We start from the raw sequence: 15,783 nt of genomic DNA on the forward strand, positions 1-15,783 counted from the left end.
CCAGGAGTTGGCCGGACTGCCGCCGCTCGTTCACTCCTTCCGCGTAGCCGCACGAAAAGGCCCGCCCCAGGTGGGGCGGGCTTCATCGGGTGAACACCGGGTGATGTCAGGGGGCTTGCAGGCCGACCAGTTCGGCCACGGCGGCGCGGTGGGCGCCGGCCGTGCCGTACGCGATCGAGTCGGCCTTGGCCCGCTTCAGGCAGAGATGGATGGGGTGCTCCCAGGTCATGCCGATGCCGGCGTGCAACTGCAGCGCCTCCTCGGCGGCGTGGACGGCGACGGACGCCGCGTACGCCTGGGCCACCGCCACCGCCACATCGGCGTCCTCGCCGGCCGCCAGGGCGTCGGCCGCGTTGCGGGCGGCCGCGCGGAGGTTGACCACCTCCAGCCACAGCTGGGCGAGCCGGTGCTTGAGCGCCTGGAAGCCACCGACGGGCCGGTTGAACTGCTTGCGCTCCTTCAGATAGCGGACCGTCTCGGTCAACGCCCACTCGGCGAGGCCGAGTTGCTCGGAAGCCAGCAGTCCGGCGCCGGCCCGAAGAGCGCGTCGTACGGCCGGTTCGGCATCTCCGATCCGGCGGGCGCGCGCCCCGTGGAGGGTGACGGTCGCCAGCGGCCTGGTGAGGTCGAAGGAGGTCTGCGGGGTGACGGTCGCGGCGTCCGCGTCGACCGCGTACAGACCGCCGTCCTCGGCCGGCACCAGCAGGACATCGGCGACCGCCGCGTCCGCGATACCGGTCAACTCCCCGTGCAGGGTGCCGTCTTCGACGCGTACGACCTTGTGGGCGCCGCCCGGAGCGACGTTCAGCGCGACGGCGAGGGCGCCGATCCTCCGTGCCGACGCCAGCTCAGCCAGCAGGTCGTCGGCCTCGCACGCCAGCAGGGCCTCGGTGGCGACGACGGAACTGGTGAGATACGGCAGGGGAGCGACCGCGCGCCCCAACTCCTCCAGGACCACGGCGGCTTCACGGTGCGTGGCGCCCTGGCCGCCCTTGGCCTCGGGCACCAGCAGGCCCGCCAGGCCCATGCCGTCCGCGAGGGCCTTCCAGGCCGCCAGGTCGTGCGGGGTGTCGGACTCGGTGCGTGCGATGACGCCGGGCGCGTCGCAGTGGTCGCCGAGCAGGTCCCGTACGGCGTCCCGCAGCGCCTCTTGCTCCTCCGAGTACAGCAGGTCGGGCTGTGTGCGCCGCGTGGTCATCGGGTCAGGTCCTTCCATGCGACGTCCTTGTCGGTGCGCGGCTCGGCGGGCAGGCCCAGGACGCGCTCGGCGACGATGTTCAGCAGGACCTCGCTGGTCCCGCCCTCGATGCTGTTGCCCTTCGAACGGAGGTAGCGGTAGCCGGCCTCGCGGCCGGTGAAGTCCACCAGTTCGGGGCGACGCATGGTCCAGTCGTCGTACAACAGGCCTTCCTCGCCCAGGAGTTCGACCTCCAGGCCGCTGATCTCCTGGTTGAGGCGGGCGAACGCGAGCTTCATGCCGGCACCCTCGGGGCCGGGCTGGCCGACGGTGAGCTGCTGGCGCAGGCGTTCGCCGGTGAGCCGGGCGACCTCGGCGTCGACCCAGAGCTTCAGCAGTCGCTGATGCAGGTCGGCGGTGCGCAGGTCCGGCCGCTCGCGCCAGGTCCTGGCGATCGGGCCGATCATGCCGCCCTCGCGGGGCAGCCGCATGCCACCGATGGCGACGCGTTCGTTGTTGAGCGTGGTCTGGGCGACCCGCCAGCCGTCGCCGACCTCGCCGAGGCGGTGGGCGTCGGGGATGCGGACGTCGGTGAGGAAGACCTCGTTGAACTCGGCCTCACCGGTGATCTGGCGCAGCGGACGGACCTCGACGCCGGGGTCGGTCATGTCGCAGATGAAGTAGGTGATGCCTGCGTGCTTGGGCACGTCCGGGTCGGTGCGGGCGATGAGGATGGCCCAGCGGGAGTTGTGCGCGCCGGACGTCCACACCTTCTGCCCGTTGACGATCCAGTCGTCGCCCTCACTGACGGCCCGGGTCCCGAGTGCGGCGAGGTCGGAGCCGGCACCGGGTTCGCTGAACAGCTGGCACCAGACCTCCTCGCCGATCCACAGCGGCCGTAGAAAGCGCTGCTTCTGCTCCTGCGTGCCGTACTTGAGGATGGTCGGGGCGGCCATGCCGAGTCCGATGCCGTTGCGGCGCGCGTCGTTGTCGGGGGCGTCGGCCGCCTCCAGCCCGGCGTCCACCACGGCCTGGAGGGAGCGCGGGGCGCCCAGCCCGCCGAGGCCCTCGGGATAGTGCACCCACGCCAGACCCGCGTCGAAGCGGGCCTTGAGGAAGTCCAGGCGGTCGGTGGTGGCGGGCGGGTACGCCGACAGCAACTCGGCTGTGCGGCGCCTCAGTTCGGCTGCGTCGGTCATCAGGCGGCTCCGTTCCGAAGCGACAGGGACGGCAGCACGGCGACCCGGCCCGTCGTCACCCCGTCGCCGACCCGCTGCACGGCGGCCGCCGCCTCCGCCAGCGGTACGCGCTCGCTGACCAGCGGCTTGATGGCACCCCGGGCGGCAAGCTCGGTGAGCTGCTCGTGGCAGTGCTGGATCAGCTTCGGGATCTTGGTTCCGTACAGGCCCCAGTGCAGGCCGAGGATGGAGTAGTTCTTCACCAGGGCGTGGTTCAGCCCCGGGCTGGGGATGGTGCCGCTCGCGAAGCCGACGACCACGATCCGGCCCTCGAAGGCGACGACCTTGGTGGACTGGGTGTAGGCCTCGCCGCCGACCGGGTCGTAGATCACGTCGGCGCCCCGGCCGCCCGTGGCCTCCTTGACCGCGGCGACGACGTCCTCGCTGCGCCGGTCGACCACCACGTCGCAGCCCAGCTCCCGGGCGACGGCGGCCTTGTCCGCGCCGCCGACGACGCCGATGACCCGCGCCCCGGCGGCCTTGCCGAGCTGTACGGCCGCGCTGCCGACCCCTCCTGCGGCAGCGTGGACGAGCAGCGTCTCGCCGGCTTCCAGATGGGCTCGCCGGTGCAGACCGAACCAGCCCGTCTGGTAGCCGATGTGCAGGGCGGCGCTCTCCGCGTCGTCCAGCGAGTCGGGCGCGGGCAGCAGAGCGGCGGCGTCCGCGACGGCGTACTCGGCGAAACCGCCGTACGGCAGCGCGGGGTTGGCGATCACCCTGCGGCCGTCCTCGGTCTCGCCGCAGATCTCCACGCCCGGTGTGAACGGCAGCGGCGGGCGCACCTGGTAGTGGCCCCGGCACATCAGCACGTCCGGGAAGTTGATGTTCGCGGCACGCACCTTCAGCAGCACCTGGCCGTCACCGGGCGTGGGCCGCTCCACCTCCTCGAGCCGCATCACCTCGCTCGGCTCGCCGTTCTCGTGCACTTGCCATGCCTGCATGCGGTGCCTCCACGGGACTGCGTCGTCTGACCGGGGTCCATCGCATACTAAGCGGTCGCTTGCCCCCGAGGGAACAGGCCTGCCGGGAACGTCACATCCCGCACCCCGCCACAGCCCTACGCGCGGGGCGAGGCACCGTCCGGCTCCGGCGTGACGTCCTGCACGGGCACGTCGTCGAGCGGCGTCGACGGAACCGCCCGCACCTTGGCGACGGCCGCCGCCACCTGCTCCCGCACCTCTTCCGGGAGCGGGGTTCCATGGACGGTGTCCGTCAGCTCCTGGGCGAGCCGGTGCAGCTTGGTGTTGGTGTTCTGGGAGGCCGTGACGAGCACGGTCCAGGCCCCTTCGGCACTCAGACCGAAGGAGGCCATCAGGATGCCGCGGGCCACGTCTATGGCCGGACGGGTCTGCATGGCTCGGCGCAGCTGGGCGACCTCGGTGCGCAGTTCCTGGTCGACGCCCCTCCCCTGGCTCCGGCCGTCGAGGACCGCGGGGGGCGCGGCATCGGGACCGCCCGGTCCGGAGTGCGTGAACAACTCCCCGGCGCCGGTGAGGTCGAGCAGCCGCTGGACCACCGGGCTGCAGGCCTGGACGGCGACCGTCTTGCTCTGGGCGAGGGCGTGGCGCCGCAGGTCGAGCAGGATGTTGAGGCCGCCGCAGTCGCAGAATCGGACGGCACTCAGATCCAGGTCGACCCCTGTGGCCGAACGGCCCAGGATGTCGCGGAGCTCGGGCTGGAGCCGCTGGGCATCGATGTCGAGCTCGCCGCGCACCGTGACGCTCATTCGGCCGCCGACGGCCGCCGCCGCGATCGTGGCCAGGCTCCGGGGCTGCGCCGAGCGCACACGTTCCGGCATGACCCTTCCCCTCATGTGCTCGCTTGCCTCCGCCTTCAGATTCCCCTTCTCACCCCACATACGTCAACTAATACATGAAACAGAGTTCTGGTTTTTGAATGCGTGAATGGTTGCTCGCTAGAGTTGGGGCATGGATGGAGTGCCCGAGCCACACACCGGATGGACGTTTCTGACCAATCACGCACGAGTGCTTGCGGCGATCGCCGACAACCAGAGCGCCCGGATCCGCGACATCGCCGCCCACTGCAGGCTGACCGAACGCGCGGTGCAGAAGATCATTTCCGACCTTGAGCAGGACGGTTACCTCTCGCACGTCCGGGAGGGACGCACCAACACCTACCGCATCGAGCCCGGCAAGGTCCTGCGCCATCCTGCCGAGGCCGGGCTCACCGTGACATCGCTGCTGTCCCTGCTCGCCCAGGCCGAGGCCGACCGTTCCAGCTCTCCCGAGAACAGGCCGCACGCCCCGGCCTGACCCCCCGCGGGCGCGACGGGCGATCGCCGGACCGGACGGCCGGGGCGCGGTGGCCGGCGGCGCGGACCGCTACGCCCCCTTGGGCCGCGCCCGTACATGCATCCGCTCCCCCTGCGGCCCGAACAGGCTCAGGAACTCCGCGGGCGCCTCTCCCGTCGACCCGAACCAGTGCGGCACCCGCGTGTCGAACTCCGCCGCCTCCCCGGCGCTCATCACCACGTCGTGCTCGCCCAGCACCACCCGCAGCCGCCCCGACAGGACGTACAGCCACTCGTAGCCCTCATGGGTGCGCGACTCGGGCTCCTCGTCCCGCTGCGGTACGAGCACCTTGAACGCCTGGAGCCCCCCGGTCTGCCGAGTGAGCGGCCAGAAGGTGCGTCCGTGCCGGACAAGCGGCTGGAGACGGACGCGCGGATCGCCGACCGGCGGGGCGCCGACCAGTTCGTCGAGCTGCACCCGGTGGGCCTGGGCGATCGGCAGCAGCAGTTCGAGGCTGGGCTTGCGCAGGCCGGACTCCAGGCGCGACAGGGTACTCACGGAGATGCCGGTCGCTGCGGACAGTTCCGCCAGGGTCACCTCCCGCTCCTTCCGGATCCGTCGCAGCCGGGGGCCCACATCCGCGAGAACGTCTTCGGTACTCATCCTCGTATTGCAGAATCAGCAAAGATGTTTGTCAATCCCGCACTCGCGGAGCACGTTGTGGGCATGACCGAGACATACGAAGTGATCGTGATCGGAGGCGGCGCGGCGGGACTGTCCGCGGCCCTCGTCCTGGGCCGGGCCCGGCGCCGCACCCTGGTCGTCGACGCGGGCGAACCGCGCAACGCGCCGGCCGCCCACATGCAGGGCTATCTCTCCCGGGACGGCATGCCGCCCGCCGAGTTCCTGGCGGTCGGCCGTGAGGAGATCGCCCGGTACGGCGTGGAGCTGGTGCGGGACCGGGCGGTGGACGCCTCGAAGGGCGACGGGTTCGCGGTGGTCCTCGACAGCGGCCGTACCGTCCGCGCCCGGGCACTCGTCGTGGCCACCGGTCTCAAGGACGAGCTGCCTCAGGTGCCCGGCCTCGCCGAGCGCTTCGGCCGGGATGCGCTGCACTGCCCGTACTGCCACGGCTGGGAGGTGCGCGACCGGCCCTTCGGCGTGCTGGCCACGACGGCGATGAGCGTGCATCAGGCCCTGATGGTGTCCCAGTGGTCGAAGGACGTGACGTTCTTCCTGCACACGGTCGCCGAGGACGAGCTGTCGGACGACGACCTGCGCCGGCTGGCCGCTGCCGGGGTCGAGGTGGTGCCCGGCGAGGTGGCCGGTCTCGTCGTCGAAGAGGACCGGCTCACCGGAGTGCGGCTCGCGGGCGGCGCCATGCACGAGCGGTCCGTCCTGTTCGTCGCGCCGCGTGCGGTCCCGCGCAACGACCTGTTCCTGCGGCTGGGCGCCGAGCTGCGCGAGACGCCCTTCGGCGCGTACCCGGTGATCGACGAGCGAGGCCTGACGACCGTGCCGGGGCTGTGGGCCGCGGGCAACGCCTCCGGCTTCGCCGAGCAGGTCGTGAACGCGGCGAGCCGCGGCTACCGCGCGGGCGCCGCGATCAACGGGGAGCTGCTGATGGCCGACCTCGACGCGGCCGTACGTCCGTAGAACCTTCGCCGTCCGGGTGTGGAGCCGCCGCCTCCGTTGCACCATGGCTGCATGCTGCTCGCCCGGCTGGCCCACGTGTCCCAGGAGGTCGCCGCCACCTCGGCGCGGTCCCGGAAGATCGCTCTGCTCGCCGAGCTGTTCCGGGACGCCGAGGCGGACGACGTGCCGATCGTGATCCCGTATCTGGCGGGACGACTGCCCCAGGGACGGCTCGGCGTCGGCTGGAAGGTGCTGAGCCGTCCGGTCGCCCCCGCCGCCGAACCGACCCTGACCGTGCGCGGGGCCGACGCCGTGCTCACCGACCTGGGCAAGGTCGCGGGCGCCGGCTCGCAGGCCGAGCGGGCCCGGCTGGTCGGGGAGTTGATGGGCGCGGCCACACAGGACGAGCAGCGGTTCCTGCACGGGCTGATCACCGGCGAGGTACGACAGGGCGCCCTGGAGGCCGTGGCCGTCGAAGGGCTGGCACAGGCGACTGGGGCGCCGCCCGGGGACGTGCGCCGGGCCGTGATGCTCGCGGGCTCCCTCCAGACGGTGGCACAGGCCCTGCTCGCCGACGGTCCGGCGTCGCTCGAAGGCTTCCGGCTGACCGTCGGCCGCCCGGTCCTGCCGATGCTGGCGCACAGCGCCTCCTCGGTGGCCGAGGCGGTCGACAAGCTCGGCGCCTGCGCGGTCGAGGAGAAGCTGGACGGCATCCGCGTGCAGGTCCACCGGGACGGCGATTCCGTACGGATCTACACCCGCACCCTCGACGACATCACCGATCGTCTGCCCGAACTCAACACTGCTGCACTGGAGTTGAGGAGCCGGCGGTTCATCCTGGACGGTGAGGTGATCTCCTTCGGCGAGGACGGGCGGCCCCGGTCCTTCCAGGCGACGGCCGGGCGGGTCGGCTCGCGCGTGGACGTGGCGACGGCAGCCGAGACGGTGCCGGTCTCGCCGGTCTTCTTCGACGCCCTCTCGGTCGACGGCCACGACCTGCTCGACCTGCCGTTCGCCGAGCGCCACGCGGAGCTCGCCCGGCTGGTGCCCGAACCGATGCGGGTGCGGCGCACCCTGGTGTCCGGGCCCCAGGACGTGGGCCCGGCCGAGGACTTCCTCGCCGACACCCTGAAGCGCGGTCACGAGGGCGTGGTCGTCAAGGGGCTGGACGCCGCCTACAGCGCGGGCCGGCGCGGCGCGTCCTGGCTGAAGGTCAAGCCCGTGCACACGCTCGACCTGGTGGTACTGGCCGCCGAGTGGGGCCACGGCCGCCGCACCGGCAGGCTCTCCAACCTCCACCTCGGCGCCCGCAACGCCGACGGCTCCTTCGCCATGCTCGGCAAGACCTTCAAGGGCATGACCGACGCGATGCTCACCTGGCAGACCGAACGATTGCAGGAGCTGGCCACAGGCAGCAACGCCCACGTGGTGACCGTACGCCCGGAGCTCGTCGTCGAGATCGCCTACGACGGCCTGCAGAGGTCCACCCGCTACCCGGCCGGCGTCACCCTCCGCTTCGCCCGCGTGGTCCGCTACCGCGAGGACAAGCGCCCCGAGGACGCCGACACGGTCGAGACGCTGCTGGCCGCGCACCCGGAGGTACACCCGTGAGCGGGAAGCAGAGCGCGGGCCTGCTGTTGTTCCGGCACACCGGCGGCGGCCTGGAGGTGTTGCTGGGCCATATGGGCGGCCCGTTCTTCGCCAAGCGGGACGCCGGGGCGTGGACCGTCCCGAAGGGCGAGTACGTGCCCGGGGAGGAGACGGCCTGGGACGCCGCGCGGCGCGAGTTCCAGGAGGAGCTGGGGCTGCCGCCGCCCGCCGGCGAGGCGGTGCCGCTGGGCGAGGTCCGGCAGACGGGCGGCAAGACCGTCACGGCCTGGGCGGTCGAGGCCGAACTCGATCCGGCGACGATCGAGCCCGGCACGTTCCGGATGGAGTGGCCTCCGAGGTCCGGGCGGACCCAGGAGTTCCCCGAGCTGGACCGCGTGCGGTGGTTCGGGCTCGACCGCGCCCGCGAGGTGATCGTCACGGCGCAGGCCGCGTTTCTCGACCGGCTGGTGGAGCACTCGCCCTGAGCGGACGCACACGCGTTGCGGTCACCCGCGGCGCGCGGGAAGGTCATAACACGAGCAGCGCCCCCAGGAGGTCAGCCATGCCCATCGCGACGGTGAACCCGGCGAACGGCGAGACGCTCAAGACGTACGAGGCCATGGGCGAGGAGGAGCTGGAGCGCCGGCTCCAGCTCGCGGAGGCGACGTTCCGCACCTACCGGACGACACCCTTCAGCGAACGCGCCCGCCTGCTGCACAGGGCCGCCGGCCTGCTCGACGATATCCAGCAGGACATCGCCCGTGTCATGACCACCGAGATGGGCAAGCCCATCAAGCAGGCGCGCGCCGAGGCCGCCAAGTGCGCCAAGGCGATGCGCTGGTACGCCGACCACGCCGAGGAACTGCTGGCCGACGAGGAGCCCGCGGACGCCGACGTCAAGGACTCGGGCGGCTCCCGCGTCCTGGTCCGCTACCGGCCGCTCGGTCCCGTGCTCGCGGTGATGCCGTGGAACTTCCCGCTGTGGCAGGTGATCCGGTTCGCCGCGCCCGCGCTGATGGCGGGCAACGTGGGCCTGCTCAAGCACGCCTCCAACGTGCCGCAGACGGCCCTCTTCCTGGAGGACCTCTTCCATCGGGCCGGCTATCCGGAAGGCTGCTTCCAGACCCTGCTCGTCGGCTCGGGCGCGGTCGACGACCTCCTGCGCGACGACCGCGTGAAGGCTGCCACCCTCACCGGCAGCGAACCCGCGGGCCGCGCGGTCGCGTCCACGTCCGGGGAGATGGTCAAGAAGACGGTGCTGGAGCTGGGCGGCAGCGACCCGTACGTCGTCATGCCGTCCGCCGACGTGGACCGCGCCGCGCAGATCGCGGTCACCGCGCGCGTGCAGAACAACGGCCAGTCGTGCATCGCCGCCAAGCGGTTCATCGTGCACACGGACGTCTACGACCGGTTCACGGAGCGTTTCGTCGAGGGCATGAAGGCGCTGAAGGTCGGCGACCCGATGGAGGAGGACACGGAGGTCGGGCCGCTGTCGAGCGAGCAGGGCCGGGCCGATCTGGAGGAGCTCGTCGACGACGCCAGGCGCAGCGGGGCGCAGGTGCTGTGCGGCGGCCATCGGCTCCGCCGGCCCGAGCTGCCCGGCTGGTACTACCCGCCGACCGTCATCGCCGGGATCACGCGGGAGATGCGGATCCACCGCGAGGAGGCCTTCGGGCCCGTCGCCACCCTGTATCGCGCATCGGGTCTCGACGAGGCCGTGCTCATCGCCAACGACTCGCCGTTCGGGCTGAGTTCGAACGTGTGGACGCGGGACGAGGCGGAGGTCGACCGGTTCGTACGGGATCTGGAGGCGGGCGGCGTGTTCTTCAACGGCATGACCGCCTCCCATCCGGCGTTCCCGTTCGGCGGGGTCAAGCGGTCCGGGTACGGGCGTGAGCTGTCCGGGCACGGAATCCGGGAGTTCTGCAACATCACGACGGTTTGGCACGGTGCGTGAACGCCGCGCGGCTAACATCCCGGTTGTGAACCGCGAAGTGACTCTGCCTCTGATCGTCGACGACCGCGGTACCTTGCAGGTCGCCGCGGCCGATGTGAGCAAGTTGTTGCGGACGGTGGGGGGACGGTGGCTGCACCTTGTCGAGGCCGGGGAGAGCGGGCTCGACGAGGACACGGTGGCGGCGTTGACCATTGAGCTGGCGAAGCTGGCCGACCGGATCGACGTGGCGTGCATCGCTCACAGCAGCGGGAGTGCGCCGTAGGGGCCCCGCGCCACTTCAGGCCGGCTGGAGCAGTGTCGCCCAGAACACGGCCTCGTAACTCTGCAGCAAACGGCCGTAGGCGTGTGCGCGTTCCTCACTCAGGAATCCCCCGTCCAGGCCTGCCCGGACCGCGGCCGTCGCCTTCCGGTCCAGCTCCGGGGACGGCTGCGCGAAGAAGTCGAAGAAGGCGCAGTCGTCGCCCTTGAAGCCGTAGTGCGTGCGCAGGGCCTCCGCGATGGTCGCGCAGTAGCCACCCCAGGCCGAGAAGTTGGCGGTGATCGCCAGGACCGTGTCCGTCGGGGAGGCGTTGAGGGCGAGCCAGGCGACGTAGGACGGGTAGGTCTGGCAGCCCGGCAGTGGCTCGTATGCGCGCGTCCGTGCCTCGTCGATGCCGCATGCCGCCGCGAAGGGTTCCAGCCGCTCCCCCGCCAGCGCCTCGCCCTCGGCGAGCATCTCGAAGAACGCGGCCGCCTCCGGCTCCTCGGTCGCGCGCTGTGCCAGATGCAGGAACGCGCGGCGGTCCGCCGGGATCACCCAGCCCTGTTCCAGGGCGAGCGTCGCGAGTGTGTCGCGGGAGGCCTCGCCGCGGGCGATCAGCGGCACGAGAGCGTTGGCCTGCGGGACCGGGGCGAGCATCGCGGTGGTCGTCTCCAGCAGTTCCGTGGCCGTACGCGTCATCGCGTCCTCCATGGGTTCGGATGTGGGGCTCCTGGTTTCGACCCTGGCACGGTGTCACCGGTTCGGAGTAGTCCGACGCGAGATCGTCGCCCGCTCGGGTGATCGTGGACGAACCACCCGCAGAGGTGAACCACTTTCCGCCCGGGGCCGAAGGCCTTCCGGACAGCGAAAGCAGGCGCGGTTCATGGCGACTTTGTGCAGACCCTCGGTGTCCGTCCCAGAGCACGTGATCACGATGGAGGAGACGCTGGAACTCGCGCGCTCCCGCCACGCCGACCATCCACAACTGCCCCTGGCCCTCCGGCTGATCGAGAACACGGGCGTACGTACCCGGCACGGTCGATCCGCACGCCTTCCGGTTCAGCCGGGCCACGCTCACCGAGTACGGCAACATCGCCAGCGCCGTCGTCCTCGACGCGCTGCGCCGGCTGTTCGAGGACGGCGGCGCCCGGCACCGGGCGCGCGGGCTGCTGGCCGGGTTCGGCCCCGGCATCACCGCGGAGATGGCCCTGGGGCGCTGGCGCCGCCCGGCCGAAGAGACGGAGTGAGTACGGCATGACCGAAGAAACCCTCACCGAGACACTCCCGCCGATCCGGGACTGGCCGGCCCTCGACCTGACGGGCGTCGACTTCGACCCGGTACTCACCGAGCTGATGCGCGAGGGCCCCGTCACCCGCATCCGGCTGCCCAACGGCGAGGGCTGGGCCTGGCTGGTCACGCGCCACGACGACGTGCGCACGGTGACCAACGACCCCCGCTTCAGCCGCGAGGCGGTCATGGACCAGCCGGTCACCCGGCTCGCCCCGCACTTCATCCCGCAGCGCGGCGCCATCGGCTTCCTCGATCCGCCGGACCACACCCGGCTGCGCCGCTCGGTGGCCGCGGCCTTCACGGCGAAGGGCGTGGAGCGGGTCCGCGAGCGATCACGGCGCATGCTGGACGAACTGGTCGACGAGCTCCTCCAGGACGGCCCGCCCGCCGACCTCACCGCGGCGGTCCTCAGCCCCTTCCCGATCGCGGTGGTCTGCGAGCTGATGGGTGTCCCGGCCGCCGACCGGCACGCCATGCACACCTGGACGCAGCTGATCCTGTCCTCCTCGCACGGCGCGAAGGTCAGCGAGAAGGCCAAGCACGAGATGGGCGCCTACTTCGCGGATCTCATCGGGCACCGGGAGGGCAGTTCGGACGAGGACGTGACGTCCCTGCTCGGGGCTGCCGTCGGCCGCGCCGGGATCACCCTGGAGGAGGCCGTCGGCCTCGCCGTACTCGTCCAGATCGGTGGCGAGGCGGTCACCAACAACAGCGGCCAGATGTTCTATCTCCTGCTGACCCGCCCGGAGCTGGCCGAACGGCTGCGCGACGAACCGGAGATCCGTCCCAGGGCCATCGACGAACTCCTGCGCTACATCCCGCACCGCAACGCGGTCGGTCTGTCGCGCATCGCGAGGGAGGACGTGGAGATCAGAGGCGTACTGATCCGCGCGGGCGACCCGGTCTACGTGTCGTACCTGGCCGCGAACCGCGACCCGGAGGTCTTCCCCGACCCGGAGACGATCGACTTCCTGCGCGCCCCGAACCCCCATGTGTCGTTCGGCTTCGGCCCCCACTACTGCCCGGGCGGCATGCTGGCCCGGCTGGAGTCCGAGCTGCTCGTCGACGCGCTGCTGGACCGGGTGCCGGGCCTGAAGCTGGCCGTACCTCCGGACCAGGTGCCGTTCAAGAAGGGGGCGTTGATCCGCGGTCCCGAAGCCCTGCCGGTCACGTGGTGAGCGGCCGGTGACCGCGACGGAGGGCCTACTGGTCCCGCCGGGCCACGGCAGGGTCGTCCAGACCCCGGCGCAGCGCGTGACCTTCAAGGTCACCGGCACCCACTCGCGCACCGCCTCGACCTTCGAGGTGGAGGTCCCGCCCGGCTTCGACGTGGGCGCTCATGTGCACACCCGCAGCGAGGAGTTGTTCTACGTCCTCGAAGGCGAGCTGGACGTCCTCGCCTTCGAGCCGCGGGTGCGCACACCCGACAACTGGCAGCGCTGGCAGTCGAGTTCGGGCAACCGGGTGGTCCGTGCGACACCGGGCACGGTCATCGTCGTACCGCCGGGGTGCCCGCACGCGTTCGCCAATCCGACGGACACCCCGGCGAAGATGTTCTTCCAGGCATCCCCGCCCCCGGATCACGAGCGCTACTTCGAGGAACTGCTGGAGATCCTGGCCGGCGCGGGCCCACCGGACCACGCGGCGATCGAGGAGCTGCGAAGGCGCTATGACATCGAACAACTCACGCCTCTGAAACACCGGTGACGGATACGCCTTTCAGGGGCGCGGGGAACTGCGCGACAAGCCCCCACGCACCCGCAGCCCGCGCACTATCGTATGGACATCCCCGAGAGGGTCCTGGCAATCACCAGCCGCTGGATCTCACTCGTACCCTCGAAGATCGTATAGATCGCGGCGTCGCGGTGCATCCGCTCCACCGGGTACTCCCGGGTGTAGCCGTTGCCGCCGAGGATCTGGACGGCCTGGGCCGTGACCTTCTTCGCGGTCTCGCTGGCGAACAGCTTCGACATGGAGCCCTCGGCGGCCGTGAACTGCTTGCCGTTGACCGCCATCCACGAGGCGCGCCAGACCAGCAGACGAGCCGCGTCGATGGACGTCCGCATGTCCGCGAGCTGGAAGGCGACGCCCTGGTTGTCGATGATCGGGCGTCCGAACTGCTCACGGGTCGTGGCGTAGTCGAGGGCGACCTCGTACGCGGCCCGAGCGGTGCCGACCGCCATGGCGCCCACCGCGGGGCGGCTCGCCTCGAACGTCGCCATGGCCGCGTTCTTCACGCGCTCACCGCCCGCCTTGGCCCGCTCGCGGGCCCGCGCCAGACGCTCGTCCAGCTTCTCCTTGCCGCCGAGGAGGCAGGAGCCGGGGACGCGCGCGTCCTCCAGGACGACCTCGGCGGTGTGCGAGGCGCGGATGCCGTGCTTCTTGAACTTCTGGCCCTGGGACAGGCCCGGCGTGTTCGGCGGGACGATGAAGGAGGCGTGGCCCTTGGAGCCGAGTTCCGGGTCGACGACCGCGACGACGACGTGGACGTTGGCGATGCCGCCGTTGGTCGCCCAGGTCTTCGTGCCGTTGAGCACCCACTCGTCCTTGGCCTCGTCGTACACGGCGCGCGTGCGCATGGAAGCCACGTCGGAGCCGGCGTCGGGCTCGGAGGAGCAGAAGGCCGCGACCTTGACATCGTTGGCGTCGCCGTACATCTGCGGGATCCAGGTGCCGATCTGTTCCTCGGTTCCGTTGGCGAGAACGCCCACGGCGGCGAGGCCGGTGCCTACGATCGACAGGGCGATGCCCGCGTCGCCCCAGAACAGTTCCTCCATCGCCGTCGGGATGCCCAGACCGGTGGGGTCGAAGTACTGCTGGGCGTAGAAGTCGAGGGAGTAGATGCCTACCTTCGCGGCCTCCTGGATGACCGGCCAGGGAGTCTCCTCACGCTCGTCCCATTCGGCGGCCGCGGGGCGGATGACGTCGGCGGCGAAGCCGTGCAGCCAGTCCCGGACCTCCCTCTGTTCGTCGTTGAGCTCCATGGTGAACTCGGCCATGTCCCCTCCAGCGGCGGTGCCCTCTATTGTTACTAGCGGTAACCCGAGTCTGTTACCCACGGGTAGGAAAAGTCAACTCCCGATGCCGGCTCGGCAGCCCGTTCGATGCAGAGGGCATGTTCAGTGTTATTTTGCGCAGGCGTCACCGAATTGGCACGGGCGGGGAGAGCTCATGGACACCACACAGCGGACCGAGCAGCAGCGGTCCGCCGACCGACGTCGGCGCGAACTGCTGGAGGCAGCCGACAGGGTGGTGCTGCGCGACGGCCCTCAGGCCTCGATGAACGCCATCGCGGCTGAGGCAGGGATCACCAAGCCGATCCTGTACCGGCACTTCGGCGACAAGAGCGGACTCTACGCCGCGTTGGCCAAGCGGCACACCGACGCCCTGCTGAACTCCCTGCGGGCGGCCCTCGACGCCCCCGCGGACCGGCGGGAACGGGTCGAGGCCACGCTCGACACCTACCTCGCGGCGATCGAAACCCGTCCCCAGGTGTACCGCTTCCTGATGCATCCCGCGGAGGGCAGCCCGGCGGGCGACCAGGGCTTCGACGTCGGCAAGCACGCGATTCCGCTGCTCCGGCGCATGGGCGAGGAGTTGGCACAGGTCATCGAGGACCGGCTGGATCTGGGGCCCGAGGGCCAGCGGCTGGCCCGGGTGTGGGGACACGGGATAGTCGGCATGATGCACGCGGCGGGCGACTGGTGGCTGGGGGAACGTCCTTGCTCCCGGGCCGAGTTGGTGCGGAGCCTGGCCGATCTCCTGTGGGGACGGCTGGCCGCGGCCGGGGACAAGATCGGCGGTCCGGGGTTCTGACGGCTGCGTTGCGGCTGGAGGCCGGTGGAGTCGACGTCGTCCACCTCACCGGCGCCAGGAGGCTCGCTTCACCTGTCGCATCAGGCGCCGGTGCCGGCGGCCCGTCAGTCGGTCGGCGTAGACCGTGCCCTCCACGTGATCGCACTCGTGCTGCAAGCATCTGGCAAAGAATCCCGTGCCGTGGACCGTCACCGGCTCCCCGGTGACGGTGAAGCCCTCCACCACCGCGTGGTCGTGGCGCTCCGTGCCCGCCTCCAGGCCCGGCAGGGACAGGCAGCCCTCCGGGCCCCGGATCACCACTCCGTCGGCCTCGACCAGCCGCGGATTCACCACATGTCCCAGGTGGCGGACCTCGTCGTCGTCCGGGCAGTCGTAGACGAACACCCGCAAGGATTCACCGACCTGGTTGGCCGCCAGACCGACGCCCTGCGCCGCGTACATCGTGGCGAACAAGTCCTCCACCAGTGCGGCCAGTTCGGGACCGAAGTCGGTGACGTCCTCGCACGGGGCGTGCAGGAGCGGGTCCCCGAGCAGGGTGAGGGGCCGGACACGCCCGCGGGTGCCCGGAATGGAGCCGTTTCGCATG

General features: G+C 71.1%; 17 protein-coding genes and 1 pseudogene. 10 read left to right on the forward strand and 8 right to left on the reverse strand.

Annotated elements, in window-relative coordinates:
- Positions 1–106: 106 nt before the first annotated feature.
- From ACYUED_RS05195 to ACYUED_RS05210, 4 genes are all read right to left on the reverse strand, one after another.
- Positions 107–1,198 carry an acyl-CoA dehydrogenase family protein gene (locus ACYUED_RS05195; RefSeq protein ID WP_491291139.1) on the reverse strand — a complete coding sequence of 364 codons (1,092 nt, stop codon included), beginning with the start codon at positions 1,196–1,198 and terminating at the stop codon, positions 107–109.
- Entirely contained in the window at positions 1,195–2,376 is a 1,182-nt protein-coding gene (locus ACYUED_RS05200; protein WP_491291140.1) for an acyl-CoA dehydrogenase family protein, read from the reverse strand. The genes ACYUED_RS05195 and ACYUED_RS05200 overlap by 4 nt, the downstream gene beginning before the upstream one ends.
- Entirely contained in the window at positions 2,376–3,356 is a 981-nt protein-coding gene (locus ACYUED_RS05205) for an NADPH:quinone oxidoreductase family protein (RefSeq protein WP_491291141.1), read from the reverse strand. The genes ACYUED_RS05200 and ACYUED_RS05205 overlap by 1 nt, the downstream gene beginning before the upstream one ends.
- A gap of 116 nt (positions 3,357–3,472) precedes the next feature.
- Entirely contained in the window at positions 3,473–4,213 is a 741-nt protein-coding gene (locus ACYUED_RS05210; RefSeq protein ID WP_491291142.1) for an STAS domain-containing protein, read from the reverse strand.
- Between the two features lie 130 nt (positions 4,214–4,343).
- On the opposite strand from ACYUED_RS05210, the gene ACYUED_RS05215 reads away from it, so the two are divergent.
- The gene (locus tag ACYUED_RS05215; protein ID WP_491291143.1) at positions 4,344–4,688 is read left to right on the forward strand and encodes a helix-turn-helix transcriptional regulator; all 345 of its coding nucleotides are present in this window, start codon (positions 4,344–4,346) and stop codon (positions 4,686–4,688) included.
- 69 nt (positions 4,689–4,757) lie between these two features.
- Here the strand turns inward: ACYUED_RS05215 and ACYUED_RS05220 are convergent, their stop codons facing one another.
- On the reverse strand, positions 4,758–5,330 hold the full coding sequence (locus tag ACYUED_RS05220) for a helix-turn-helix domain-containing protein (RefSeq protein ID WP_491291144.1): 573 nt from the start codon (positions 5,328–5,330) through the stop codon (positions 4,758–4,760).
- Positions 5,331–5,393: 63 nt separating this feature from the next.
- Between ACYUED_RS05220 and ACYUED_RS05225 the strand changes: the two genes are divergently transcribed.
- From ACYUED_RS05225 to ACYUED_RS05245, 5 genes are all read left to right on the forward strand, one after another.
- On the forward strand, positions 5,394–6,323 hold the full coding sequence (locus tag ACYUED_RS05225; RefSeq protein WP_491291145.1) for an NAD(P)/FAD-dependent oxidoreductase: 930 nt from the start codon (positions 5,394–5,396) through the stop codon (positions 6,321–6,323).
- A gap of 51 nt (positions 6,324–6,374) precedes the next feature.
- Positions 6,375–7,913, forward strand: coding sequence for an ATP-dependent DNA ligase (locus ACYUED_RS05230; protein ID WP_491291146.1), 1,539 nt, complete (start codon positions 6,375–6,377; stop codon positions 7,911–7,913).
- Positions 7,910–8,377 (forward strand): NUDIX hydrolase, encoded by a 468-nt coding sequence (locus ACYUED_RS05235; RefSeq protein WP_491291147.1) that lies wholly within the window; start codon positions 7,910–7,912, stop codon positions 8,375–8,377. The genes ACYUED_RS05230 and ACYUED_RS05235 overlap by 4 nt, the downstream gene beginning before the upstream one ends.
- Before the next feature lie 77 nt (positions 8,378–8,454).
- Positions 8,455–9,849, forward strand: a complete 1,395-nt coding sequence (locus ACYUED_RS05240) for an NADP-dependent succinic semialdehyde dehydrogenase (protein ID WP_491291148.1) — start codon at positions 8,455–8,457, stop codon at positions 9,847–9,849.
- Between the two features lie 25 nt (positions 9,850–9,874).
- A complete protein-coding gene (locus tag ACYUED_RS05245; RefSeq protein WP_266527430.1) occupies positions 9,875–10,111 on the forward strand; it encodes a DUF6213 family protein in 237 nt (78 codons plus the stop codon).
- Between the two features lie 15 nt (positions 10,112–10,126).
- Here the strand turns inward: ACYUED_RS05245 and ACYUED_RS05250 are convergent, their stop codons facing one another.
- Positions 10,127–10,789: a transcriptional regulator gene (locus tag ACYUED_RS05250; protein ID WP_491291149.1), complete on the reverse strand. Its 663-nt coding sequence runs from the start codon at positions 10,787–10,789 to the stop codon at positions 10,127–10,129.
- A 338-nt stretch (positions 10,790–11,127) separates the two neighbouring features.
- Between ACYUED_RS05250 and ACYUED_RS05255 the strand changes: the two are divergent.
- The 3 genes and pseudogenes from ACYUED_RS05255 to ACYUED_RS05265 form a co-directional block, all read left to right on the forward strand.
- Positions 11,128–11,337, forward strand: a pseudogene (locus tag ACYUED_RS05255) (3-oxoacyl-[acyl-carrier-protein] synthase III C-terminal domain-containing protein); the annotation flags it as partial.
- A 7-nt stretch (positions 11,338–11,344) separates the two neighbouring features.
- A complete protein-coding gene (locus ACYUED_RS05260; protein ID WP_491291150.1) occupies positions 11,345–12,559 on the forward strand; it encodes a cytochrome P450 in 1,215 nt (404 codons plus the stop codon).
- A gap of 7 nt (positions 12,560–12,566) precedes the next feature.
- A complete protein-coding gene (locus tag ACYUED_RS05265) occupies positions 12,567–13,088 on the forward strand; it encodes a cupin domain-containing protein (protein WP_491291151.1) in 522 nt (173 codons plus the stop codon).
- Between the two features lie 65 nt (positions 13,089–13,153).
- Here the strand turns inward: ACYUED_RS05265 and ACYUED_RS05270 are convergent, their stop codons facing one another.
- Positions 13,154–14,380: an acyl-CoA dehydrogenase family protein gene (locus ACYUED_RS05270; RefSeq protein ID WP_491291152.1), complete on the reverse strand. Its 1,227-nt coding sequence runs from the start codon at positions 14,378–14,380 to the stop codon at positions 13,154–13,156.
- A gap of 172 nt (positions 14,381–14,552) precedes the next feature.
- On the opposite strand from ACYUED_RS05270, the gene ACYUED_RS05275 reads away from it, so the two are divergent.
- Positions 14,553–15,197, forward strand: a complete 645-nt coding sequence (locus ACYUED_RS05275; RefSeq protein ID WP_491291153.1) for a TetR/AcrR family transcriptional regulator — start codon at positions 14,553–14,555, stop codon at positions 15,195–15,197.
- A 45-nt stretch (positions 15,198–15,242) separates the two neighbouring features.
- Here the strand turns inward: ACYUED_RS05275 and def are convergent, their stop codons facing one another.
- On the reverse strand, positions 15,243–15,782 hold the full coding sequence (gene def, locus ACYUED_RS05280; RefSeq protein WP_491291154.1) for a peptide deformylase: 540 nt from the start codon (positions 15,780–15,782) through the stop codon (positions 15,243–15,245).
- Between the last annotated feature and the right edge of the window lies 1 nt (position 15,783).

The sequence above is a fragment of the Streptomyces sp. DF42 genome, assembly GCF_058267695.1.